Origin of the sequence: Pseudomonas danubii (assembly GCF_042980055.1) — a bacterium.
Lineage (GTDB): Bacteria > Pseudomonadota > Gammaproteobacteria > Pseudomonadales > Pseudomonadaceae > Aquipseudomonas > Aquipseudomonas danubii.
This window is the reverse complement of the sequence record NZ_CP116502.1, coordinates 2,813,098-2,836,864: the sequence shown is the minus strand read 5'-3', so window position 1 is coordinate 2,836,864 and position 23,767 is coordinate 2,813,098. Positions and strand designations below refer to the sequence as shown.

Sequence of the window (23,767 nt, the reverse complement as noted above, 5' to 3'; positions counted from 1 at the left end):
GCCTCTTTTTCCATGCCGGCCCCTGGCGCGCTAGAGCGCCCCGGGAGCCCGCCAATCGATAGTGGATAGGTTGCGGTGCCCGGCGTGCCAGGGACAGTCCCTGGCAGCCGGGCCGAGGTTTTACGGACGATACTTACTCCGTCAGGCTGGCAAACCGCGTCAGACTGTCGGGAACGCGGGCCTTAGAGTAGGTACCTTGGTTGATGCCGACCTGATCATCGGAGGTCTGGAAGTAGTGCAAGACGGTATCGACCTTGACGGTGGATTTCGAGCCTTGGATCTGCCCCTCGTTCACGCCCACCAGGCCACCCAGGGTGGCACGCCAGCCGCCACTGACCTTGCTATGGGATTCGGAGTTGACGATCCGCGACTGGTTGTCGCCGACCAGGCCACCCACCTTGCTGTGCCAGGTTCCATGGACGTCGCCCGTCGCCACTGCACGCTCGATGACGTGGTTGGAGTAGTTGGTGTTAGTACCCACCAGTCCCCCCACCGAGCTGTAGGTATCGCCAAATACCTTGCCATGGGCCTCAACCGAGATCAGGTCGCCATCGTTGTAGCCCACCAGGCCGCCAATATTACTGCTGGCATAGCCCTCCACCGCGCCAAGCGCTTTGGCATCGTAGATGAGCCCACCGATGTTGCTGCCGACCAGGCCGCCGACGTTGGCCTTCAATCCGCCTTTGACCTGTCCCTTGGCCTCGATGTAACCGCGGATCGTGCTGTCATCGCTCTTTCCTACCAGTCCCCCCAGATTCACGCCAGCGCGGTCAATGACATTCCCGGAGGCCTGGACGTTGCTCAGCACGCTTTGGTTCTGCTGCGAGCCGACCAACCCGCCGGCCGCCTCAGTGCCCACCCCATAGACATTGCCGCTGGCACTGGAACCGCTGATGGTGCCAGACCGGTTGACCCCGACCAGGCCGCCAATATGGCTACCCAGCGAGCCATGCACGGTCGCCGAAGAACTGGAGCCGGTAATGGTGCCGTTCTGGTTATTACCCACCAACCCGCCCAGATACAGCCCCTTGTAGAACGGGTTGTAAGTACCGACGGAGCCCTTGCTCGACGAATTGATAATCACCGCGCCATTATTGACCCCCACCAGCCCACCGGCGGCGCCCATGATCTGCCTATGCATATGGGTAGTGATATCGACATGACTGGAACTGCCGCTGATGATGCCGGTGTTGACAAGACCGAAGCGGTTTTCCCCGGCCACGCCGCCGATGGCCGCGGTATGGGCGCCGCCGTACAGCGAACCCGCTACCGAAGAGTCCTTGATCGAACCGCCGTAGTTGACCCCCACCAGGCCGCCCAGCTTGTTGCGCTGGCCGCTCTTGGCGTTGACCTGCATATCACGGGCACTGACCCGAGCGATGCTGCCGCTATTACGCCCCACCAGGCCGCCGATTTCACTGAAACCCTTCGCGCTGTTTTGCCCGTTGACGGTGATCGAGGCCAGCTTCAGATCGCTGATGGTGCCCGAGGACTGGCCGAACAATCCGGCGTACAGGCCCGAACTGTCGATGGTGAAGCCACTGATGGTATTACCCAGACCATTGAGCGAGCCGGTGAACAGCTCATCGCCGCCAATGGAGTTGATGGTCCCTGATCCCTTGATCTGATTGCCCAGGACATAGTGGTCATCGAGCTTGTTGCCGATGGCCTGCAACTGCTGGCTGTTCTGGATCACTTTGTGCTGCTTGCCATTGGCGTCAAACCCGGCGTTATCTCCAGACAAGGTCACCAGGCCCTGGTTGCCCACGACCAGTTGCTCGCCATGATTGACCCCCAGGCTGTTGTTGACGCCGGTGAGGCTCACGTGATTGTCGAGCCGGACCGACTTGTCGGCGTTCAATTCCAGACGCGACTTGTCACCCGTGGCGTTGATCCGTTGATTGACCTTGACGTCCTTGGCGGAGGTCAGGGTCAGTTGGTTGCCGCTTTTCCACTCCACCGCAGCGTCCACCGCCACATCGCCATTGCGGCTACGCAGATGAACGTTGGTGTTGTTCAGGTTCTGGGAGAGCGTGCTGTTGACCAGGGTCGGGCTGCCAGCCACGCCCGTCGAACCCACCTTGACCTCGTTGGACTCGATGACCCAGGTGCCGGCGCGATTGTTCCTGGAGCTGGTATCGACCTCGGCATTGAGCTCGACTCGGGTGACCGCGCCCGATGTCTGCACCGTACCGCCGTCGCCGTAGCTGGATTCGGCCTTGGCCGTCAATTTCCCCCCCACATTGACCACGCCACGCTCGCCACCGTCCAGAACAATGCGCCCATCCTTGTTGGACAGGGTATTGGCCTCGATCACGCCCTGGTTGTTGACCACCGCCTGAGTCAGCGCATTGGCGCTCTTGGCCAGCATCAGCACCTGACCGCCATCGGCCTTGAGCAACGACGTGTTCTGCGCCAACGCATCCGCGGCGGCAGCGTTAATCTGCAAGCTGATCAGATTGTCGTTACCCAGGCTCAGGGTGAAGTCGTTACCAGCCGCCAGTGCCACGGCTCCTCCATTGGCAACGATTTCGCCATTGTTGCGCACCCGCGCGCCCAGCAGTGCCACGTAGCCGCCCTCGGCGGCAGTGATCTTGCCGTCGTTGATCACTTCCACCGCCGATTTTCCGGAGAACTGGTAGCGAGCGTTGGCGAAATCCTCATCACTGATGCCACGGGTAGAGGCCACCAGGCCGCCCACGTTGACCTGCGCACCCTGGCCGATCAGCACACCGTTGGGGTTGATCAGAAACACCTGGCCGTTGGCGTTCAGCGCGCCCTGAATGTTGCTGGCCTTGAAGCCGGTCACCCGGTTCAGGGCGATGGAGTCGCGTCCCGGCTGGTTGAAGGTCACCGACTGATCGGCGGCGATGTTGAACTCGGTCCAGTTGGTGACCAGCTTGTCGGTCTTTTGATTGATCACCAGGTCGTTGCCATAGACGTCATAATTGGCACTGCCGGAAACCGGCGTGCCTCCTTGGGGCAACGCCATCGCCGGCGTCAGTCCTCCCAGGGCAAGCAAGCCGGCTGCCATCACCAGCAACCCCTTGCGCCCACCACTGCGACGCCGGCGCCGCGCGCCCTCGCACGTCACGCTCCAGCGACCTTGGGCCTGGTTCCATACCAACGCATAAATCTTATTCACAATGACTCCTTATTGACGTTTAAACGCTCTGCTGTTTTTCGCAGAACGGCACTACTTCCAAAGCACGCGCAGGCCTTCAGAAAAACTGTGTCGCGCTGACCCAGATCCGTGGGGTGCGCTCGGGACCGTCCCCGGCCTTCTGGTTATCCAGGGGCCAGGCACTAGTCAGGTTGAGTTGCCGCTGATCGCCGCTCCAGCGTGCCCCCAGCCCCGCCGCTTGCAGGCGCTGGGTATTGATTTCGCTCGTCCAGGGCAGGCGGTTGACCTGCACATAGCCCTTGTCGGCAAACAGGCTGAGCTGCCAGCCGGGTGCCAGGGCGTAGCTCAGCTCCAGGCCGGCCTGCCAGCCCTGGTCGCCAATACCGGCGCTCAGGGGATAGGCGCGCACGCCGTAGGGGCCGCCCAGCCCCATCTTTTCCGAGCTGTCGAGGTTGGCCGAGGTCCACTGGGCATTGACTTGGGCATAGAGCTGGAAGCGGTTGCCCAGGCGCTGCAGCCGCGCAACCTGCAGGTTGGTCTTGGCGAAGCCGCCGCCGGTGGCGGCGCTATAGCGATCCAGGCGCTGCTCAAAGGCATCCTCGAAGGTCAGGCGGCCGGAGCCGTAGGACAGGCTGAACTGGTTGTAGCCACCGCCGAGGAACCGGTCCTGACGGTTGCCGCCCAGGCTCAGGGTCCACAACTCGATGTGCTTGCGCTTGCTCAGCTCAAGCAGGTCGATGTCGTCGCGCAGTTGCTTGTTCTCGTACTGCAGTTGCGCACTCAGGTCGAAGGTCCGCCCGCGCAGGATCGGCTGAGCGAGGAACAGGCTCTGGACACTGGCCTGGCCATTGATCTGCAGCTTCTTCAAACGCTTTCTGTTGAGCTCGTAGCTCATGTGCGAATAGGCCGCGCCGACCCGGGTCGACCAGGGCCCGAGGGGCAGCTGATAGGCGCTGCGCCAGTAGCGCTGGTCGCGGTCACTGCCCAACAGGCGCACATTGAGCTGGTCCCCCAGGCCCAGGGGGTTGTTGAGGTTGAAGCTGCCCCCCAGGCGGAACTCGCCGGTGTGGTAGCCGCCGAAGTTGTCCGCCTCCAGGCTGCCACTGGCCCAGGGACCGGGCTGTGCCTCCACCAGCAGATCGCTGGTGCCGGGGGCCTGTCCCGCACGCAACGTGCCCTTGACCCGGACCCCGGGCAGATCGTTAAGCAGCAGCAGGCTGCGCTCAAGGTCCGCGCTGTTGACCGCCGCGCCATCGTCCAGTGCGGCCAGCGGCCCACGGAGCACGCCATCCCGGGCACGGGACTGGTTGCTCAGCTCGACCCGGCCATAGCGACCTTCCATGACCTCGATGCGCACCACGCCGCCATCGATTTCCTGAGCCGGCAAGAAGGCCCGGGCCAGCAGGTAGCCCTGTTGCTGGTAATGGGCGGTGATGCGCTGCGCCGCGTCACGCAAACCGTCAAGGTCGAGTTCCCGCCCGCGCAGATCGTCCAGCAGCGGCTGCAGGTCCTGATCGCTGAACACTTGATTGCCCTCGATGACGAAAGCCTTGACCTGCAAGCGCACCCCAGAAGCATCCGCAGCCGATGTCGACCGCTCGGCCTTGGGCACATCCAGTTGCACGTCATCGGTGGGCGGCGGCAGCGCCGGCTGGGTGGCTTCGATATCCCGTATGGCCTGTCCGGCGCTGGGCACCTGAACCCGCATCTGGGCCTGCGCCAGCACAGGCAACAACAGCGCCAGCAACATCACCGGCCGCCGCGCCAACGGCACTCGCGCCCGCTCCGGACCTCGCCCCTTGCCCACACCAACCGACAGTCCGGCTGGCGCACCACTACAGCTGTACTTGCACACTTCCACTCAGCGTCTCCCCGCTGTCTAAAACCACTTGGTATCGAATTTCTGCCGCGCCGCCGCTCAACACCGGCGCGGCGAACAAAGGCAGGCGCGCCGAGCCGAACGGCTCGACGGTGATGCCCTGCACAGTCATGGGTTGGCCTGGGTCGCCCACATCCACCCGAGCCAGGGACACGTAGTACGGCGTCGGATTGCTCACGCTGAGCAGCGCAGCCCCAGCCGCCTGCGCCGCCATCTGCAGGCTCCAGCGCAGCTGGCGCGCCGCCTCGTCGGCGCGACCCGGCAGGCCCTTGGGGCGATACAGCAGCTTCATGCGCAGGCGGTAGCTCAGGCTCAGCTGGTTGCTGCTCAAAGGCCGCAGGGACGGCACTTCCAGAAAGTTGAGCCAGAACACCGACTCGCGATCGGCAGGCAGCGGCTCACCGCTGTAACGCAGCGACAGGACGGAGCTCTGCTGCGGATCAAGCCGCGACAGCGGGGGCGAAAGCACGAATGGCACCGCCAGCCGGCTCGGATCGACCGAGGCATCGCCCTTGTCCAGCCAGGTCTGCAGCAGCAGCGGCGCCGTCCCGAGATTGCCGACCCGGATGCTCAAGGCCGCCAGCCCCTGGGGATAGATAAAGCGCGTGCCGACAATCGACAGATCGGCGCGCACGCCCTGACTGAACAGCAGCACCGCCGCCAACAGGCACACGCAACGCACCACACCAGCAAGACGGCTACTCAAGATGCAGGCTCCGTGGTGATGGCGCTCTGCTGCGCCCAGCGGTGACACGGCAAGTCGAGCAGAAGCGAATCGTTGCCCGGCTGCGCCGCGGGCGCCGGCAATACATAGTCGATCAGGCACTGCTCGCCAGGTCCTTCGCCCCACTGCACACGGATGCGGCCCCGGTCCTTCTCGCTGCGCAGCACCAGGCGACTGCCCTGCCCCACCGCCCCCAGCTCCTCGCCGCTGTCGGCGTCCAGGGCACTGGCGGCAAAGGGCAGCGGCGCGCCATCGGCCTGCCGGCTGTCGATCAGAAACGCCCGGGCCTTGCGGGTCGGGTAGGACAGCCTGACCACGGCCCCCGCCCGGGGCGCGACATTGCGCGAACTGACCTGCAGTTCGACATCCTCATCCATGCCGCTGGGGTCCAGGTCCACGGTATTGAGCTGATAGGGCGCCAGGCTCGGCAGCACCGCATAACCTTGTCCGTCCACCTGCGTACCGGCGTAACCGACACTGGCGCCCCTGGCATGGGGGGCATGCACCAGGGCTGCGGTTTCACTCAGGGTCTGGGACAGGGTCAGGCCCCCGGAATGCAGGAGCATGCCGCCGGAGGCACCCAGCGACTGGGCCCGATAGTCACGGCCCTGGGACAGACTCGAACTCAGGGTCACCTGCGGCAGGTAGTAGCTCAGGTTGGCGTTGGTCGAGGTTTCCCGCGGCTGGGCATCATGGGACACCGAGACGCCATAGGACGCCGTGTCGTGCTCGCCCAGTGAACCGGAAATGCCGCTGGAGTAACGGGCACCGGAATTCTGGTCGTGACTGGCAAAGGCATTGGCCAGGGTGGAACGCCCGGCGACGCCCCCCAGGGGCAGCGACAGACTGAGGCTCCACAAGGTGTTCTCACTGCGGGTGCGACGCCCCGAGAACTGGCTCGAACCCTGGGTACGCTGGACGCTTAGGGCATAGCTGAGGCCGCGCCACTGGTGGTTGTAGCCCATGGCGTAGTTGCGGGCCTGACCGCGGCTGTTCCAGTAGTTGAGGGAGGAACCGTTGAGGTAAAAGTTACCGCCGATGCCATCCACCCGCTGGTTGATCGTCACATCCAGCCGATCGCGGACACGGGCGAAGTCTTCGAAGCGCGCGCCTCGGTTGACGAAGTCCTCAAGGTCGATGGCGTCCCGCAGGCTCAGGTAGCCCCGGGTGGAATAGCGATAAGCCAGCAACGAGAACTGGGTGCCGCTGTCATGCAGGTTCTTGCTGTAGGAAAGACGCAGGCTGGTGCCCTGCAGGTTGCCATTGCGCGGCACCTGGGTGCGGGACTGGGTCAGGTCGAGACCGAAACCACCGAGCTCGGTGTTCAGCGCCGCGCCGATCAGGCCGGCCATGTAGCTGCCGGTGAGCGAGGCGCCGGCATAACCGGTGACCCGGTTGTCCAGCCCGCGTTGCAGGGTGCCCTGGGCCACATACTGGTGCAGGCCACGCCCTCCGGCCCTGATCACCTGACCGCCGGTCAGGCTGTAGCGGGTGACGCCGGGACGCAGGTGGCGGGCCATGGTGGCAAAGGGCACGGTAAAACGCTGGGTACGGCCATCGGCCTCGGTGACCGTCACCTCCAGGTCACCACCAAAGCTGGCGGCCTGCAGGTCGGCAATCTCGAAGGGGCCTGGGGCAACGGTGGTTTCATACACCAGGTAACCACGCTGCTGCACCGTGACCTTGGCGTTGGTATTGGCCGTGCCGCGCACCACCGGGGCGAAATAGCGCTGGGTGGTGGGCAGCATGCGTTCATCGCTGAACAACTTGACCCCGCGAAACGACACCGAATCGAACAGCTCGGAATCGGTCACGCTCTCCCCCACCAGTAATTGCGAACGCCAGTCGGTCAGGTCGGTCTGGCCGTAGATGTAGCCCCGCTGATAATCGCTGCCGCTGTCGGGCGACCAGGACAAGGTGCCGCTGTGACGCAGGCGCAGGTTTCCCAGGTTCAGGCCCATGCTCAATCCGGCATAACCGTTGGTACTGCGCTGGCCACGGCTCTGGGAGCTGAACAGGTTGGTGCTGTAGTTCAGCCGGGCAGCGTTGATGCCCGAGTCCCAACTGGCCGGATCGACATAGCTGGAGGCGACTTCAGGCAGCACGAACAGCTGTGGAACCGAGAGCTCAAGCTGCTGTTCGGCCATGTTGACCCTGGTGGTGACGTGGTGGATGTAACTGGCAAGGTCCCCGCAGAACAGGCCATCGCCTTGCAGCGGATGGCTGGCAGGCGCCAGCGCAGCGTCGGCTTTGTGCAGGTCGATGCCCAGTTGCGTGAGCAACTCGCGGTCGTAGCAGGGCTGGCTGCCCTGGGGGTCAGCGCTTTCGCGCAATTCGATCTCGATCAGCCCGCGCCAGGCGCCACTGACCCGCACATCCAGCAGGTACTTGCCCGGCGCCACGTAACCCGCGCGCTCGAAGCGCTGCGTGTCGATGAGGGTTCCCGGCCCCTTGAACAGCATCTGGGTATCGAAGAACACCGGGCTGTTCTGCGGCGTGTCGCCGGACACCTCCGACAGCACGGCTTGATCAGCGGTCATCGGCTGGGCAGCCACAGGAGCCGCCAGCCCCAGTAGCCCGGCCAGCACCGACAGTGCTCGCAAGAGCCGGGCCGGACCATCGCCAGGACAGACTCGCGCAAGCACAGGAAAACCCAGCCAAAAGGGCCGCACACTGAACATAATCGATACCAATGCACTCAGCGTTTAATAACCAGGGCCAAGAGCGGAGTTGAATTAACAGGGCAACTAGAGAAGGTTCTTTTCAAGCGGCACCCGGCCACCGAAGTCATTGACTACTTCAAAGTGCACAGCCGCATTGCGTGGCGCTCTTTCAGCGCCTGCCGGCCAGGCGAAGGACTCCCGAGCAAAAGGCGCGACCATCCCGGCCCCCAGGTCGACGGTGCGTCCTTGCACTTGCACCTCGACCTTGCTGAAAGACAGGTAGTAAGGCGTTGGATTGGATACCTGGATGACCGGACCTGCGGCCTGGTCTTTGGCCACTCCCGCGGGCTCAAACTTCCAACTGAGTTTTCCCACCGCCGAGTTGACATCGACCTTCAAGTCCGCAGGGCGAAAGAACAACTTGATCCGATGACGGAAGGTAAAGGCCAATCGGTTTTCATCCTGCTTCTGTTGTGGCGGAACTTCCAGAATGTTCAGCCAGTACAGTGACTCACGATCAGCGGGCAACGGTTCTTTCGAATAACCAATACGCAGTACCGCCGCGGCATTGGGCTCCAGGCGACTGAGTGCCGGTGTAAGTTGAAAGGGCACTTTCATTTCTTCCGGCGCCTTACTGGCATCACCATCATCAATCCAGGCCTGAACCAATATCGGCATACCGCCTGGATTATTCATTCTCAGTGTCACATCACGCGCACTCGCCGGATAAACCACACGAGTGCCATGAATGACTATTTCCGCATTGACTACCGAAGAGAACAAACTCAGGAAGAGGGCGCCGATAACGAACGTTTTAAATACATGCGCTTTCGGCGCCATGAGCAACTCCTTATGTAACTGACAGATGTCAGTTGTACGTCACATCGAAGTTGATATTGGAGTCGGCACGACCTTCGACGATCGTGTCGCTGACCGCCACATAAGAGGCCTTGAACTTCAGCACGGCCTTGTTACCGATAACTTCGGCAACCTGCTGATTGTTGTTTTCCGACAGGTCGATTTTCCCCGGCGTGGCGCCGTTGTTGTGAATCTGGATCTGCACGCCCGAGGCCGAACCGGAACCGCTGTCGATCAGACGCAGGTTGCCGGTGGCGTTATCAATGAAACCATCCTTGTGGAAGCTGACGGCGGCTTTGGAGCCGTCGGTGCAGCCGCCGCCACTGAGGTTGATGTTGAATTCCTTGAACTCGGAAGCCGTGCCGACGCCACCGGTGAAAACCGAAGGCAGGACGTTGCCGAACTTGACCGTGCCGGTGTTCGCTCCGGATTCGTTGGCATCGACCTGAACCTTGCAACTGACACTGGAGATCAGGCCTTCGAACTTCACGTTGCCGGAGTTGAGACCGGTTTCTGCGTAGCTCAATGCCGGAGTCAGTGCCGCAAGCAGCAACCCGGAGGTCGCCATGGATGCAAAAGATTTAAGTTTCATCTGATTCCCTATTATTAAAAACCGTCTAAGAGCACAGTATTCAAAACAACTTCGCCCTCCCGAGACGTACAGCCTTGCTGAACTTCGAGCCAACGAGACATGAGTTGAACACCACAACAACCTCGACCAACCGCTCTCGCCCACAATAAAATGCATATTGACAACAGGCATCTGCATTCCATCCAGAGCGGACATTACGATACCGACTGCCCTCTTCTTTTAGAATAACGACCAATCTTCATGTAACGAGGAGCACTCTCTAAATGAACAAGATTTTTCTCGGAAACTTGTACTACTTAAAAACCACTAAACACACTAAAAACAGCCAATAAATAAGACACTTCTTATATAGAGCCCCATAGACTGCAAACACGCGATATACGACAGAGATTCAGCGCTGTAACCAACTGATCAAGTGACGGTCGGCCGGATCCGGACCCAAGTGCTGGGCAAGCCCCGAACATCCGCCCAACGAAAAACGCCCGGTGCATTGCACCGGGCGTTTGGCCAGAGTTCTCGACAACGCAGCCTGTGCTGCAAGCGCTCACAACGCGTTTGAGCGCCCCGAAACAGGGTGCGCAACTGCGGCCATGGGGCGCACCGGTCGCGGGTCTTCCTGGCCCTGACGCAAGCGCAAGGCCGCCAGTGCCGCCACCAGTAGCACCAGGGCAATGGCCTTGAGGCCGTTCATGGCATCGCCGGTGCTCATCTCGATCGCCCCCATCACCGAGGGGCCGACAAAACCGCCCAACAGTCCGCAGGAGTTCACAAAGCCCAGGCCTCCCGCCAGGGCCGCACCTTTGAGCCGTGACGCCGGGTACAGGAAGATGATCGACTGCACCACAAAGAACATCAGCGCCGCCACGCAGAACCCCAGCAGACTGAACACCGGCCCGGAAAAGGCCGCAATCAGCAGCCCGGCCGCCATCGTCAGCAAGCCGCAGACCAGCAAGCGCCGGGCCCGCTGCGCGCTGGTGGCCAGCCGTGGCAGGCTGATCGCCCCCAGCGCCGCGACGATCCACGGCAAGGAGGTCAGCAGGCCGACGCTCATCAGGCTCAGGCTGCCGTACTTGCCGATGATGCTGGGGAGGAAAAAGATCACGGTGTAGATGGTGATCTGGTGGCAGAAGTAGACAAAGATCGCCAGCAGGATCTGCGGCGTAAAGCACTGCCGGAACGAATGCCCGCCCTGCCCTGCCCCCTCATCGGCTTCGTCGGCCAGGCGCTGCTCGATGCCCCGGGCCTCCTCGGCGCTCAACCAGGGCGCGCGGCTTGGACGGTCCGGCAGGCGCCGCCAGACCACCCAGGCGAAGAACACCGCCGGCAGCCCTTCGAGCAGGAACATCCACTGCCAGCCATGCCAGCCCAGCAAGCCGTCCATCTTCATCAGCGCGGCGCCCAGCGGACCGCCGATGATATTGGCCAGGCACACCCCCAGCAGGAAATAGCCGGTAGCCCGGGCCCGTTGCCGGCGGTCGAACCAGTAGGTCAGGTACAGCATGACCCCGGGAAACAGGCCGGCTTCGGCGATCCCCAGCAGCAGGCGCAGTACATAGAAGGAGGTCTCGCCCTGGACGAAGGCCATGGCGGCGGAGATCAGCCCCCACGTGACCATGATCCGGGCAATCCAGAAGCGCGCGCCGACCTTGTGCATGATCAGGTTGCTGGGCACCTCGGACAGCGCATAAGTGAGGAAGAACAACCCGGCACCCAGGCCATAGGCGGCGGCGGAAATACCCAGGTCCACATCCAGTTGATGCTTGGCCAGGGCGATGTTGGTGCGGTCGAGAAAGCTCAGGACATAGGCCGCGATCAACAGCGGCATGAGTTTGAGAAACATCAGGCGGGTCAGCTGTTGCGGGTCCCGGGGCGCTGCAGTGGTTGCAGTGTTCATGGGGCATATCCCTTTGTAGTTGTTATGCGGGATCGTCAGCGGGCCTGGAGACAGGGCCGCTGACACGGACCTTCAAGGGTCAGAACGCGACGTGCTCACGCCCCTTGAGCCCGAGCAGGGCCCGGGCTTCATCCGGGGTCGCCACACGACCGCCCAGGGCTTCGATGACCGTGCGAATGCGCCGCACCTGATCAGCGTTGCTGGCCGCCAGTTTGCCGGGGCCATCCCACAGCGAGTCCTCCAGGCCGACCCGGGCATGGCTGCCCATGGCCAGGCCCATGGTGGCCAGGGGAATCTGGTTGCGCCCGGCGCCGAGGATCGACCAGTGATAGGCATCGCCAAACAGCCGGTCGGCGGTACGGCGCATGTGCGCCAGGTCCTCGGGATGACCACCGATGCCGCCCCGCAGGCCGAACACCGACTGGATGAACAGCGGCGCCTTGAGCAGGCCGCGCTCAAGAAAATGCGCCGCGGTATACAGGTGACCGATGTCGTAGCACTCGATCTCGAAGCGGGTGCGATTCTCGGCACAGGCGCTGAGGATATGGGCGATATCGCGGAAGGTATTGCGGAAGATCCGGTCGTCGCTCTCCTCCAGGTACGGCCGCTCCCAGTCGTGCTTGAACTCGGTGAAGCGGTTGAGCATTTCGTACAGGCCGAAGTTCATCGAGCCCATGTTCAACGAGGCCAGCTCCGGCTTGAATTCCAGCACCGGCTGCAGGCGCTCCTCGACGCCCATCGTGGGGGCACCACCGGTGGTGAGGTTGATCACCACGTCGCAGGCCGCCTTGATCTGCGGCAGGAAGCGCCGGAACAGCTCGGGGTCCTGGCTCGGCCGCCCGTCCTCCGGGTCTCGGGCATGCAGGTGCACGATGGCCGCACCGGCTTGGGCCGCAGCGATGGCCTCGGCGGCGATTTCTGCGGCGGTGATCGGCAGGTGCGGCGACATGGACGGGGTATGAATCGCCCCGGTGACAGCACAAGTGATGATGACAGGCGTTTTTTCAGACATGACGGTACTCCGACTTTTATTCTTGATGAAAAAAATCCCTGGGTGTCGCTGATGGAATTCACCGCTGACGACCTTCAGCGGTGCGGATCGCGGGCGCGGCTAGAGGTACTCGACGTTGCCGTCGACGCTGATCGCCTGGCCGGTGATGTTGCGAGCCGCCGGCGAGCAGAGAAACAGCGCCATGGCGGCCACGTCCTCGGCGCTGACCATGCGCTTGAGGGAGATCTTGTTCAGGTACTCCTGGCGCATTTCGGCCACCGGCACTCCGGTCTGTTCGGCCCGGGCCTGAATCACCGCGTCCATGCGCGGCCCCTGGACTATCCCCGGCAACAGCGCATTGACCCGGATATCGCTGGCCCCAAGCTCGGCCGCCAGAGACTTCATCAACCCGACAATGGCCCACTTGGTGGCCGCATACGGCGTACGCCAGGCATATCCCAGGCGCCCGGCCACCGAGGCGATGTGCAGCAGATGGGCGTTGTCCGAAGCCTTGAGCAAGGGCACTGCGTGGTGGGCAAAACGGTACTGCGCGGTCAGGTTGATATCGATGGTGCGCTGCCAGTCGGCGTCGCTGACGGCATCGATGCCGGCCGTGGGCCCGGCAATACCAGCGTTGTTGACCAGCACATCAAGCCCGCCGAAGCGCTTCACCTGAAGCTCGAACAGCGCGTGGATCTGTGCCGGATCAGCGACATCGGTGCGGGTCGCCAGCGCCTCGGGGTAGCGATCCCGGAACGCCGCCAGGGCCGCCTCACTGACATCGCAGACGTGCACCTGGGCGCCGGCTTCGAGATAGGCCCTGGCCAGCACTTCGCCGATGCCCGCCGCGCCGCCGGAAATCATCACCCGCAAGCCCGGGTATGGCTGTAAACGCTGCAAGATGCTCATGCCCGACCTCCTTTGAGCGCCGCCGCACCAGGCTTCTTGGCCAACAGCCGGCCCAGAGAATCCGCCGCTTGCATGATGTCGTCGGTGACGGCCGCTCGCACTCCCGGACCATCGCCGGTGGCCAGGGCTTCGACGATGCGATTGTGGGCTTCCATGGAACGTTGCAGGTGGGCCTGGTCCGGTGCCACCAGGGCAAAACACGGCCCCATGTGCAGCCAGAAATTCTCCACCGCGGCCATGGTCAGCTCGGCTCGGGCCACGGCATAGATACGTCGGTGAAAGGCGAAGTTGGTCCACAGGTAACGGGACACATCCACCTCATCGGCAGCCTTTTGCATCTGCCGGCACAGATCGGTGATCTCCTGCAGATCGCTCTTTTGCAGATGCTGCAGAGCTTTTTCCGCCAGCAGCCCTTCCAGGGCCACCCGTGCATCACGGATCTCCCGCAGACGCTCCAGCGTCATCATTCGCACTCGCAGGCGGGAAGTTTCCGTGACCTCAAAGGCATTTTCCGCACTCAGGCGCTGCAGGGCTTCGCGCACCGGCATGGGGCTGGAACCCAGGGCTTCGGCCAGGCCACGAATGGTCAACTTCTGGCCGGGCTGAAAACGCCCACTCATCAAGGCTTCGCGAATCTGCCGGTACACCTGCTCCTGCAAGGTATCGCGAGAAACCTGACGCAACGTGGGAAGGGGGATTGGGCCTTGGGACATAGGACCTTCAGACATGGCATCTACCTGTGTTGTGGTTCTTGTGTCCGACAATATGTGATCACAAATCAAATATGTCAAACATCAGGATTTGATCCACAACCCGTCATGAAGGGCAAATTAACCGTTAAAACATTTAATAAATTCCGCACAGCGGAACAATATTCCGTATTGACCACAATATTCATTGATGACAGGATTATTTTCTCCAAGTGATTCAAATAGCGGAATAAAGCTATCCGTGACTGGGATGTTCTGCTGGTCACCCTCAACGCCATGCCGCGCCCACCGACCTCTCGCTGCCCTTCACCCCGGAGACTGCTGCAATGAGTTGCGAAACAGCCCTGCCAATCGTCGAAAGCGCATTACACGGAAACATCCTGGTGCTGACCCTCAACAACCCGCCGGTCAACGCCCTGGGGGTGGAGATCCGCCGCGGACTGCTGGCGGCCATCGACAGCGCCAACGACAACCCGGTGGTCGAAGCCATACTGCTGGTCGGTGCAGAACGACACTTCTGTGGCGGCGCCGACATTCGCGAATTTGGCCAGACGCCCCAGGCTCCGGCGCTGCCGGAGGTGGTCAAGCGGATCGAGGACAGCAGCAAACCGGTGCTGGCGGCGATCCAGGGCGTGGCCCTCGGAGGAGGCCTGGAAGTCGCCCTCGCCGCCCATTACCGCCTGGCCACCGGCAGCGCCCGGCTCGGCCTGCCAGAGGTGTTGCTGGGCTTGCTTCCCGGGGCCGGCGGCACCCAGCGTCTGCCACGCCTGATCGGTGCCAAAGCGGCTCTGGAACTGATGCTCAGCGGGCGCCATCTGAGCGCCAAGGAGGCCCTGGATCTGGGTTTGGTGGACCGTCTGGGGGACAGCGATGACGCCCTGGCCGAAGGCCTGGCCTACATGCGCCAGTTGCTGGCACAGGGCGCCACTGTCCGACGCACCCGGGATGCTCAGGCCCTTAGCGAGCCAGCCGCCCAGCGCCAAGCGATAGATGCCGCCCGCCAGCAGGCCACGCAGAAATTCCGAGGCCTGCTGTCGCCGTTGCACATCATCCAGGCCGTGGAAGCGGCCCTCGATCAATCCTTCGAAGACGGCCTGCGCGAAGAACGCCGACTGTTTCTGGAGTGCCTCGACAGCCCGCAGCGTGCCGGGCTGGTGCATGCTTTTTTTGCTGAACGGGAAGTGCTCAAGGCCCCCGAGACCCGCGCGGCAGCACCCCGGGCCATTGCCCGGGTGGGGGTGGTGGGCGGTGGCACCATGGGCGCCGGCATCGCCGTAACGGTCCTCGACGCGGGGCTGGAAGTGACCATGATCGAACGCGACCAGGACGCCCTGAATCGCGGCCGCGGCAATGTCGAGAAGGTCTACGACACCCTGATCGACAAAGGTCGCCTGACCCAGGCCGACAAAGCCGCGACCCTGGCCCGTTTCCGCGCCAGCACCGACTACCAGGATCTGGCCCAGGCCGATCTGGTGATCGAAGCCGTGTTCGAGGACATGGCGGCCAAGCTCGCGGTGTTCGCCGAACTGGATCGCGTGTGCAAGGCCGGCGCCGTACTCGCCAGCAACACCTCCTACCTGGACATCAACGCCATCGCCCAGAGCGTCTCGCGACCTGCCGACGTGATCGGCCTGCACTTCTTCTCCCCGGCCAACATCATGAAGTTGCTGGAGATCGTGGTGCCGGCCAAGGTCGCCGCGGAGGTCGTCGCCACGGCCTTCGAGCTGGCGAAACAGTTGCGCAAGGTGCCGGTACGCGCCGGCGTCTGTGATGGATTTATCGGCAATCGCATCCTCGCGGTCTATCGCCAGGCCGCTGACTACATGATGGAAGACGGCGCCTCGCCCTATCAGATCGACCAGGCCCTGCGCGATTTCGGCTTCCCCATGGGCCCCTTCCAGGTGGCGGACCTGGCCGGTGGCGACATCGGCTGGGCGACCCGCCAGCGCAAGGCCGCCACCCGTGATCCCCGGGCCCGCTATGTACAGATCGCCGACCGCCTCTGCGAGCGCGGCTGGTTCGGGCAGAAAACCGGTCGCGGCTACTACCTCTATGCCCAGGGCCCGCGCAGCGCCAGCCAGGCCCCGGAAGTCCTGGCGATCATCGACGCCGAGCGGGCCCGGGTCGGCATCACGCCCCGGGCCTTCAGCAACGCGGAAATCCTGCGGCGCTACATGGCGGCCATGATCAACGAGGGCGCCAACGTGGTGCATGAAGGCATCGCCCTGCGGCCCCTGGACGTGGACATCACCCTTATCCACGGCTACGGCTTTCCGCGCTATCGCGGGGGCCCGCTCAAGTACGCCGACCAGTACGGCCTGCCCCAGGTCCTGGCGGATATCCGCGAGTTTGCCGAAGAAGATCCGCTGTTCTGGACAGCCTCACCCTTGCTGGTGCAGCTGGTAGAGCGCGGCGAGAACTTTGACAGCCTCAATCACAGCCACTGACCAAGGAGCACGTCCCATGCGCGAAGCCGTCATTGTCTCCACTGCCCGCACGCCCCTGACCAAGGCCCATCGAGGTGAATTCAACATCACCCCCGGCCCCACCCTCGCCGCCTTCGCGGTACGCGCCGCGGTCGAGCGGGCCGCCATCGATCCGGGGCTGATCGAAGATGCCATCCTCGGCTGCGGCTACGGCGAAGGCACCACCGGGCGCAACGTCGCGCGCCTGGCAGTGGTCCGCGCCGGCTTGCCCATCAGCATCGCCGGCACCACGGTCAACCGCTTCTGCGCCTCCGGGCTGCAGGCCATTGCCATGGCGGCGGGACGCATCGTGGTGGACGGTGCCCCAGCGATCATCGCCGGCGGTGTGGAGAGCATTTCCCAGATCCGTGGCCGCGGCGCCAGCGACGACCCGGACCTCGACCCCTGGCTCCTGCAGCACAAGCCGGAACTGTTCCTGCCGATGATCGAAACCGCCGACATCGTCGCCGCGCGCTATGGCATCAGTCGCGAGGCCCAGGACCGCTTCTCGGTGGAGAGCCAGCGCAAGACCGAAGCGGCACAACTGGCCGGCCGCTACCGCGAGGAAATCATCCCTTGCACCACCACCATGGCGCTGACCGACAAACAGAGCGGCGTGGTCAGCCAGCTGCAGGTCACGGTGGAGGCCGACACCTGCAACCGCCGCGGCACCACTTACGAAGCCCTGGCCAAACTGCAGCCGGTGCAAGGCCCTGAGCGTTTCATCAGCGCCGGCAACGCCTCGCAACTGTCCGACGGCGCCTCGGCCTGCGTATTGATGGAGGCCCGGGAAGCGTCCCGCGCCAACCTGAGCCCGTTGGGGGTGTTTCGCGGCATGGCGGTGGCCGGCTGCGAGCCCGACGAGATGGGCATCGGCCCGGTGTTCGCGGTGCCCAAGCTGTTGGCCCGGCATGGCCTCAAGGTCGAGGACATCGGCCTCTGGGAACTCAACGAAGCCTTCGCCTCCCAGGCGCTCTACTGTCAGCAGCGACTGGGCATCGCCGACGAATGCCTGAACGTCAACGGCGGAGCCATCGCCCTGGGTCACCCGTTCGGCATGACCGGCGCGCGCCTGGCCGGCCATGTGCTGCTTGAGGGGCGCCGTCGGGGCGTGAAGTACGCCGTGGTCAGCATGTGCATCGCCGGCGGCATGGGCGCCGCCGCGCTGTTCGAAATCTATTGAGGACGTCGCCATGGACCTGAGTTTCACTCCAGAGGAAGAAGCCTTCCGCGACCAGGTGCGACGCTTTCTTGCCGAACACCTGCCCACTGGCCTGAGTGACAAGGTGGCCGCAGGCGAGCGTCTGTCCAAGGCCGACATGGAGCAATGGCATGCGCTGCTCAATGCCCGGGGCTGGCTGGCCAACCACTGGCCCCAAGCCTTTGGCGGACCGGGCTGGAGCCCCGTGGAAAAGTTCATCTTCGAGCTGGAGTGCGGACTGGCCAATGCGCCGCGCATCGTGCCCTTTGGCGTCAATATGCTGGGGCCAGTGCTGATCAAGTACGGCACCCCACAGCAGCAGGACTATTGGCTGCCACGGATTCTCGACGGCCGCCACTGGTGGTGCCAGGGCTATTCGGAACCCGGTGCCGGCTCGGACCTGGCCGCGGTGAAAACCAGCGCCGTGCGCGACGGCGATCACTATGTGGTCAACGGCCAGAAGACCTGGACCACCCTCGGCCAGCACGCCAACATGATTTTCTGCCTGGTACGCACCGACCGTGAAGCCAAGCCCCAGGAAGGCATCAGCTTCCTGCTGATCGACATGGCCAGCCCCGGGGTCGAGGTACGGCCGATCATCACCCTGGAAGGCGATCACGAAATCAACGAAGTCTTCTTCACCGACGTGCGGGTGCCGGTGGCCAATCGGGTGGGTGAGGAACATAAGGGCTGGACCTGCGCCAAGTATCTCTTGACCTACGAGCGCACCAATATCGCCGGAGTGGGTTTGTCCATGGCTGCGCTGCAACGGGTCAAGCAGTTGGCCGCGCAGCGCACCCGCAACGGCCAGCCGCTGCTGCAGGACCCGCAGTTCGCCGCCCGCCTGGCCCGGGTCGAGATCGACCTGGCCAATATGCAGACCACCAACCTACGGGTGATCGCCGCCGTGGCCGGGGGTGGGGCTCCGGGTGCGGAAAGTTCGATGCTGAAGATCTGCGGCACGCAAATCCGTCAGGAACTTACCGCGCTGCTGCGCCGGGCCATGGGCCCCGAAGCCCGGCTCATGCTGGATGACGCCAACGCCCAAGCGCTGGACGCCGGTCCCGGGTTCGCGGCCAACGCCGCGGCGCAGTACTTCAACAATCGCAAGCTGTCGATCTTCGGCGGCTCCAATGAAATCCAGAAAAACATCATCTCGAAAATGATTCTCGGGCTCTGAGGGCGCGCACATGAACTTCGAACACAGCGCAGAACGGCGCATGCTCGCCGACAGCTTGAATCGCTTCATCACCCAGCAATACAACCTGGAAAAGCGCCAACAGAGCCTGCAGTCCGGGCTGGGTTTCAACCCCGATATCTGGCGCCAGCTGGCGGACCTGGGAGTCATCGGTGCCCTGTTCAGTGAGGCCGACGGCGGCTTTGGTGGCGGTGGCTTCGACCTGGCCCTGGTCTTCGAGGCAATAGGCCGCGGACTGCTGGTGGAACCTCTGCTGGGCAGTGCGGTACTGGCCGGCGAGGCCATCGCCAGCGCCGGCACCGAAGAACAGAAAATGCACCTGGGGCCCATCATCGACGGCAGCCTGATCGCCGCCCTGGCCCATGAAGAACCCGGCAACCACTATGCAACCTACCGGGTCGCCTGCCGCGCCGAGGCGGACCCTGCCGGCTGGCGTCTGGACGGAATCAAGAACATGGTCCTCAACGGCCGCCAGGCCGGGTTGCTGGTGGTCGCGGCACGCACGGCCGGAGCCCTGGACGATAGCCAGGGCATCTCGCTGTTCCTGGTGCCGGCGGACACCCCGGGCCTGGAGATCCTGGCCTGCCCGACCCTCGATAGCGGCCCCGTCGCGCAAGTGCGCCTGCACCATGCAAAAGTGCCGGCACAGGCCTTGCTGGGGCCCTTGCATCAGGGCCACGCGATCCTCGAACGGGCCATCGGCCGCGGCCTGTTGGCGCTCTGCGCGGAAGCCCTTGGCGCCATGGAAGTGGCCAAGCTGACGACCCTGGACTACCTGCGCACCCGGCAACAATTTGGCCGTCCTATCGGTAGCTTCCAGGCGCTGCAACATCGCATGGCGGTGTTGTTGCTGGAGATCGAGCAGGCGCGTTCGGCGGTGATCAACGCCGCTGCCGCCCTGGACGCCGACCGCCTGACCCGCGAACGCAGCCTGTCGGCAGCCAAGGTCAGCATCGGCCGCATCGGCGCCCTGGTGGCCGAGGAATGCATCCAGCTGCATGGCGGTATCGGCATGACCTGGGAGCTGCCACTGGCCCATTACGCCAAGCGGTTGGTGATGATCGACCACCAGTTGGGAGACGAGGATCATCACCTGCAGCGCTACATCGCCCTCGGCCAAGCACCGACCCCATGAGTCTCTCGGGCAGACAACCACAGGCCCAGGCCAAACACCCCGCCCCCCGAGCGATGGCGACGAGCCCTGACTCTATCGTTGAACACCAACGACATGGCGAGCACGCCACCGGGGACCGAGGTCCGCGCCGTGGCCTGCACCCGGGGTGGTGGCACGAGGTTCTATATCGCCAGTGACGACCTGCTGGATGCCGAGGATTGACTGCTGGTCAGCGCCAAGGGCGTATTCAAACGTGGCCGCCTGCGTCACGACAGCCTCTGAGGCGGTACGGCGCAGACGGCAGATCGACTGGACCGTGATCGCCTGACGAGACAGGTGCCTGCCTGGCGTAACAGCGTTCCGAGAGGGAATCGTCGATTTCAATTCAAGCGGTTCCGGGATAACATTTTTCCCTTGTTTCCAAGAAACCGCTGTGTGGTCAACTGGCATTGCGCCCGGCACCAGCCCCTACCGGAAGACCCCATGCACGACCCGAACGACGCCCCGGAACCAGCGCCCAAAGACCGCAAGTTCGTCGAAGCCCTGGCCCGTGGCCTGGAAGTCCTGCGGGCCTTTACCCACGGTCACGCGGTACGCGGCAACCAGGACATCGCCCGCATCACCGGCCTGCCCAAACCCACGGTGTCGCGCCTGACCTACACCCTGACGCAGTTGGGCTACCTCAAGTACAACCAGGACCTGGAAAAGTACCAGCTGGATTCGGCGGTACTGGCCCTGGGTTACGCCTACTCCGCCAGCCTGCGAGTTCGCCAGTTGGGCAAACCCTTCATGGACGAGTTCTCCCGGCGCACCAACACCACGGTCAGCCTGACCTGCCGCGATCGCCTGTCGATGATTCACGTGGACAGCAGCCGCCCGCCGGAGGTCGCCAGTCTGCGCATGGAACCCGGACTGCGCCTGCCCCTGGCCACCAGCGCCGCGGGGCGGGCCTACCTGGCGGCCACGCCGAAAATCGAGCGTGACCATCTGCTGCGGGAAGTGGCGAAAAAAGTCGGAGATGAATGGCCGGCCCTGGAAAAGTCCCTGGAGGACTCCTTCCGTGAATACGAAGCCTTTGGCTTCTGCCTGTCATTGGGAGAATGGGACCGCAACGTCAATGGCGCGGGCGTTCCGCTGCGCCTGGCCGACGGCAGCATCATGGCCCTGACCTGCGGCGCCCCGAGCTTTCAGCTGTCCAGCGAAAAACTCGAAAGCTCCCTGGCCCACCAGTTGGTGATGCTGGCCCGGGATCTTGAAAGCCTCGGCGTCTGAAGCACACGCCAGGGCAGATTTTCGGCTTCTGCAACGAGCCGGGGTACATCGGGTACATCATGAATGACCATGAAGCCCCCGAGACCGGCCCCGTTATCAGCGGGGCCGTCCCATCCGTTACTCGTCACCCCACCTATCGTGGCCAGCAATTACCTGGCTATTGCCGAAGGCTGCAGATTGACGAATGTCACCCAAGCCCAGGCCCGCCAGGCCACCCAGCCGAGCATCCCGGTTGCCGGTGAGTTCGCCGTTGGCGAATGTTGGGTTATCGAAGGCGACTGGCACTGCGGTGCCAACCAATGCCGCCATACGTTCGCGAGCCTGATGCTGTGGAGTTAGGTTCCTGCCGAGTGGGTGGCGCGCCAGCTAGGCCATGCCGACTAGAGCGCCCCTGCATGCCGCATCTTTTGCCCTAAAAATGCCCTGACAACTGCCACAGAAACGAAAAAGCCCCCGTAATCTTCAATGATTACGAGGGCTTAGTCTTGTTCAATAATGGCGGAGAGATAGGGATTCGAACCCTAGGTACCGGTGAAGGTACAACGGATTTCGAATCCGTCCCATTCGGCCACTCTGGCATCTCTCCAACGGCGCGCATCATAACAGCACCTTTGCCGGATGCGAAGCCCCCGAGCAAATTTTTTCCGTGCTATCAGATGCTTGCGTCGATTACAGCGGCACGCCCAGGCGCTGGGCGACTTCTTCGTAGGCTTCGATGACATCACCGAGGCCCTGGCGGAAGCGGTCCTTGTCCATCTTCTTCTTGGTGTCCTTGTCCCACAGACGGCAGCCGTCCGGGCTGAACTCGTCGCCCAGGACGATGGAGCCGTCGCTGAACACGCCGAACTCCAGCTTGAAGTCCACCAGCAGCAGGCCAGCGTCATCAAACAGCTTGCTCAGGACTTCGTTGACCTTGAGCGACAGCTCTTTCATGCGCGCCAGTTGCTCGGCGGTACCCCAGCCGAACGCCACAACGTGAGATTCGTTAATGAACGGGTCGCCCTTGGCGTCGTCCTTCAGGAACAGCTCGAACGTGTAAGGGTTGAGCTTCATGCCCTCTTCCACACCCAGGCGCTTGACCAGGCTGCCGGCCGCGTAGTTACGCACCACGCACTCCACCGGGATCATGTCGAGCTTCTTCACCAGGCACTCGTTGTCGCCCAGCAGCTTGTCGAACTGGGTCGGCACGCCGGCGGCTTCGAGTTTCTGCATGATGAAGGCGTTGAACTTGTTGTTCACCATACCCTTGCGGTCCAACTGCTCGATGCGCTTGCCGTCGAACGCCGAGGTGTCGTTGCGAAACAGCAGGATCAAGCGGTCAGCGTCGTCGGTCTTGTAAACCGATTTGGCTTTGCCGCGGTAGAGTTCTTCACGTTTTTCCATGATGGGCTCCGCTTGCTAAGTAGGTGGGCTAGGCGATGTGGCGCCAGTCGAGCCCTGAATCTTGATCGGCCAATTGCAGCCAGTCCGGATCGCACCCGAGGGTGTCGACAAAACATTGCCGGGCCAGCTGCGGCAGGTTGTTCTTGCTGCTCAGATGAGCAAGGACCAGATGCTGCAAGTCCTGCCATCCCAATTCGGCCACCAGGCTTGCGGCCTGATGGTTGTTCAAATGCCCTTGGTCACCGCCGACCCGCTGCTTGAGAAAGTACGGGTAATAACCGCGCGCCAACAGGTCCCGGCAATGGTTGGCCTCGATCATCAAGGCATCCAGGCCACGGTAGCCTTCCAGTACGCCGGTACAGTAGGAACCCAGGTCGGTCAGCAGGCCAAAACGCCGCTGACCGTCGCTGAAGACAAACTGTGTAGGTTCCTGGGCGTCGTGGGCGACGGCAATCACGTCAATGCACAAGGCACCAATCTGCAGTTGCTCGCCACCGCGGACAAAACCTGCAGCCTCCACCGGCTTGCGCATCCCGCGCAAAGTGCCCTGGCTGAGGTAGACCGGTAAATTGTAGCGCCGAGACAGCAAACCCACGCCATGCACGTGGTCGGCATGTTCGTGGGTCACCAGGATGGCGCTCAACTGCGAGGGATGAACTCCCAGGCGCAGCAGGCGCCGCTCGGTTTCCCGCAAGGAGAAACCACAATCCACCAGGATGTAAGTGTCAGCACTGGCGATCAGCGTGCCATTCCCTTGGCTACCACTGCCGAGAACGGCGAAACGCATCTG

The 23,767-nt window shown here is 63.2% G+C and carries 18 protein-coding genes and 1 tRNA gene; 6 read left to right on the top strand and 13 right to left on the bottom strand.

What is annotated here, in order from left to right; genetic code table 11:
• Positions 1-133 precede the first annotated feature (133 nt).
• From PFZ56_RS13165 to PFZ56_RS13120, 10 genes are all read right to left on the bottom strand, one after another.
• Positions 134-3,145 carry a GLUG motif-containing protein gene (locus tag PFZ56_RS13165; protein ID WP_110595084.1) on the bottom strand — a complete coding sequence of 1,004 codons (3,012 nt, stop codon included), beginning with the start codon at positions 3,143-3,145 and terminating at the stop codon, positions 134-136.
• Between the two features lie 76 nt (positions 3,146-3,221).
• Entirely contained in the window at positions 3,222-4,874 is a 1,653-nt protein-coding gene (locus PFZ56_RS13160; protein WP_170001341.1) for a ShlB/FhaC/HecB family hemolysin secretion/activation protein, read from the bottom strand.
• 85 nt (positions 4,875-4,959) lie between these two features.
• Positions 4,960-5,709, bottom strand: a complete 750-nt coding sequence (locus tag PFZ56_RS13155) for a fimbria/pilus periplasmic chaperone (protein WP_262379236.1) — start codon at positions 5,707-5,709, stop codon at positions 4,960-4,962.
• Positions 5,706-8,330: a fimbria/pilus outer membrane usher protein gene (locus PFZ56_RS13150; RefSeq protein ID WP_346010514.1), complete on the bottom strand. Its 2,625-nt coding sequence runs from the start codon at positions 8,328-8,330 to the stop codon at positions 5,706-5,708. The genes PFZ56_RS13155 and PFZ56_RS13150 overlap by 4 nt, the downstream gene beginning before the upstream one ends.
• A 144-nt stretch (positions 8,331-8,474) precedes the next feature.
• Positions 8,475-9,230, bottom strand: coding sequence for a molecular chaperone (locus tag PFZ56_RS13145; protein WP_170001333.1), 756 nt, complete (start codon positions 9,228-9,230; stop codon positions 8,475-8,477).
• Between the two features lie 28 nt (positions 9,231-9,258).
• Positions 9,259-9,840, bottom strand: coding sequence for a fimbrial protein (locus PFZ56_RS13140; RefSeq protein WP_170001334.1), 582 nt, complete (start codon positions 9,838-9,840; stop codon positions 9,259-9,261).
• 544 nt (positions 9,841-10,384) lie between these two features.
• Complete coding sequence (locus tag PFZ56_RS13135) at positions 10,385-11,734, bottom strand: MFS transporter (RefSeq protein ID WP_249735487.1); 1,350 nt, start codon at positions 11,732-11,734, stop codon at positions 10,385-10,387.
• Positions 11,735-11,813: 79 nt separating this feature from the next.
• Entirely contained in the window at positions 11,814-12,746 is a 933-nt protein-coding gene (locus tag PFZ56_RS13130; protein WP_170001335.1) for a 3-keto-5-aminohexanoate cleavage protein, read from the bottom strand.
• 99 nt (positions 12,747-12,845) lie between these two features.
• The gene (locus tag PFZ56_RS13125; RefSeq protein WP_170001336.1) at positions 12,846-13,634 is read right to left on the bottom strand and encodes an SDR family oxidoreductase; all 789 of its coding nucleotides are present in this window, start codon (positions 13,632-13,634) and stop codon (positions 12,846-12,848) included.
• Positions 13,631-14,347, bottom strand: a complete 717-nt coding sequence (locus PFZ56_RS13120) for a GntR family transcriptional regulator (protein ID WP_102879083.1) — start codon at positions 14,345-14,347, stop codon at positions 13,631-13,633. The genes PFZ56_RS13125 and PFZ56_RS13120 overlap by 4 nt, the downstream gene beginning before the upstream one ends.
• A 323-nt stretch (positions 14,348-14,670) precedes the next feature.
• Between PFZ56_RS13120 and PFZ56_RS13115 the strand changes: the two genes are divergently transcribed.
• The 6 genes from PFZ56_RS13115 to PFZ56_RS13090 all read left to right on the top strand — a co-directional run bounded on the left by PFZ56_RS13115 (position 14,671) and on the right by PFZ56_RS13090 (position 21,594).
• Positions 14,671-16,791, top strand: a complete 2,121-nt coding sequence (locus PFZ56_RS13115) for a 3-hydroxyacyl-CoA dehydrogenase NAD-binding domain-containing protein (protein ID WP_170001337.1) — start codon at positions 14,671-14,673, stop codon at positions 16,789-16,791.
• Between the two features lie 16 nt (positions 16,792-16,807).
• Positions 16,808-17,992, top strand: a complete 1,185-nt coding sequence (locus tag PFZ56_RS13110) for an acetyl-CoA C-acyltransferase (RefSeq protein WP_102878726.1) — start codon at positions 16,808-16,810, stop codon at positions 17,990-17,992.
• Between the two features lie 10 nt (positions 17,993-18,002).
• Positions 18,003-19,190 (top strand): acyl-CoA dehydrogenase family protein, encoded by a 1,188-nt coding sequence (locus PFZ56_RS13105; protein WP_110595077.1) that lies wholly within the window; start codon positions 18,003-18,005, stop codon positions 19,188-19,190.
• Positions 19,191-19,200: 10 nt separating this feature from the next.
• Positions 19,201-20,343 (top strand): acyl-CoA dehydrogenase family protein, encoded by a 1,143-nt coding sequence (locus PFZ56_RS13100; protein WP_170004598.1) that lies wholly within the window; start codon positions 19,201-19,203, stop codon positions 20,341-20,343.
• Positions 20,344-20,421: 78 nt separating this feature from the next.
• A complete protein-coding gene (locus tag PFZ56_RS13095) occupies positions 20,422-20,544 on the top strand; it encodes a hypothetical protein (protein ID WP_262379906.1) in 123 nt (40 codons plus the stop codon).
• Between the two features lie 261 nt (positions 20,545-20,805).
• The gene (locus tag PFZ56_RS13090) at positions 20,806-21,594 is read left to right on the top strand and encodes an IclR family transcriptional regulator (RefSeq protein ID WP_102861610.1); all 789 of its coding nucleotides are present in this window, start codon (positions 20,806-20,808) and stop codon (positions 21,592-21,594) included.
• Positions 21,595-22,090: 496 nt separating this feature from the next.
• Here PFZ56_RS13090 and PFZ56_RS13085 read toward each other — a convergent pair.
• The 3 genes from PFZ56_RS13085 to PFZ56_RS13075 form a co-directional block, all read right to left on the bottom strand.
• Positions 22,091-22,180, bottom strand: a tRNA-Ser gene (locus tag PFZ56_RS13085).
• Positions 22,181-22,263: 83 nt separating this feature from the next.
• The gene (gene purC / locus PFZ56_RS13080) at positions 22,264-22,977 is read right to left on the bottom strand and encodes a phosphoribosylaminoimidazolesuccinocarboxamide synthase (RefSeq protein WP_011059799.1); all 714 of its coding nucleotides are present in this window, start codon (positions 22,975-22,977) and stop codon (positions 22,264-22,266) included.
• 28 nt (positions 22,978-23,005) lie between these two features.
• Positions 23,006-23,764, bottom strand: coding sequence for an MBL fold metallo-hydrolase (locus tag PFZ56_RS13075; RefSeq protein WP_102878722.1), 759 nt, complete (start codon positions 23,762-23,764; stop codon positions 23,006-23,008).
• Positions 23,765-23,767 lie beyond the last annotated feature (3 nt).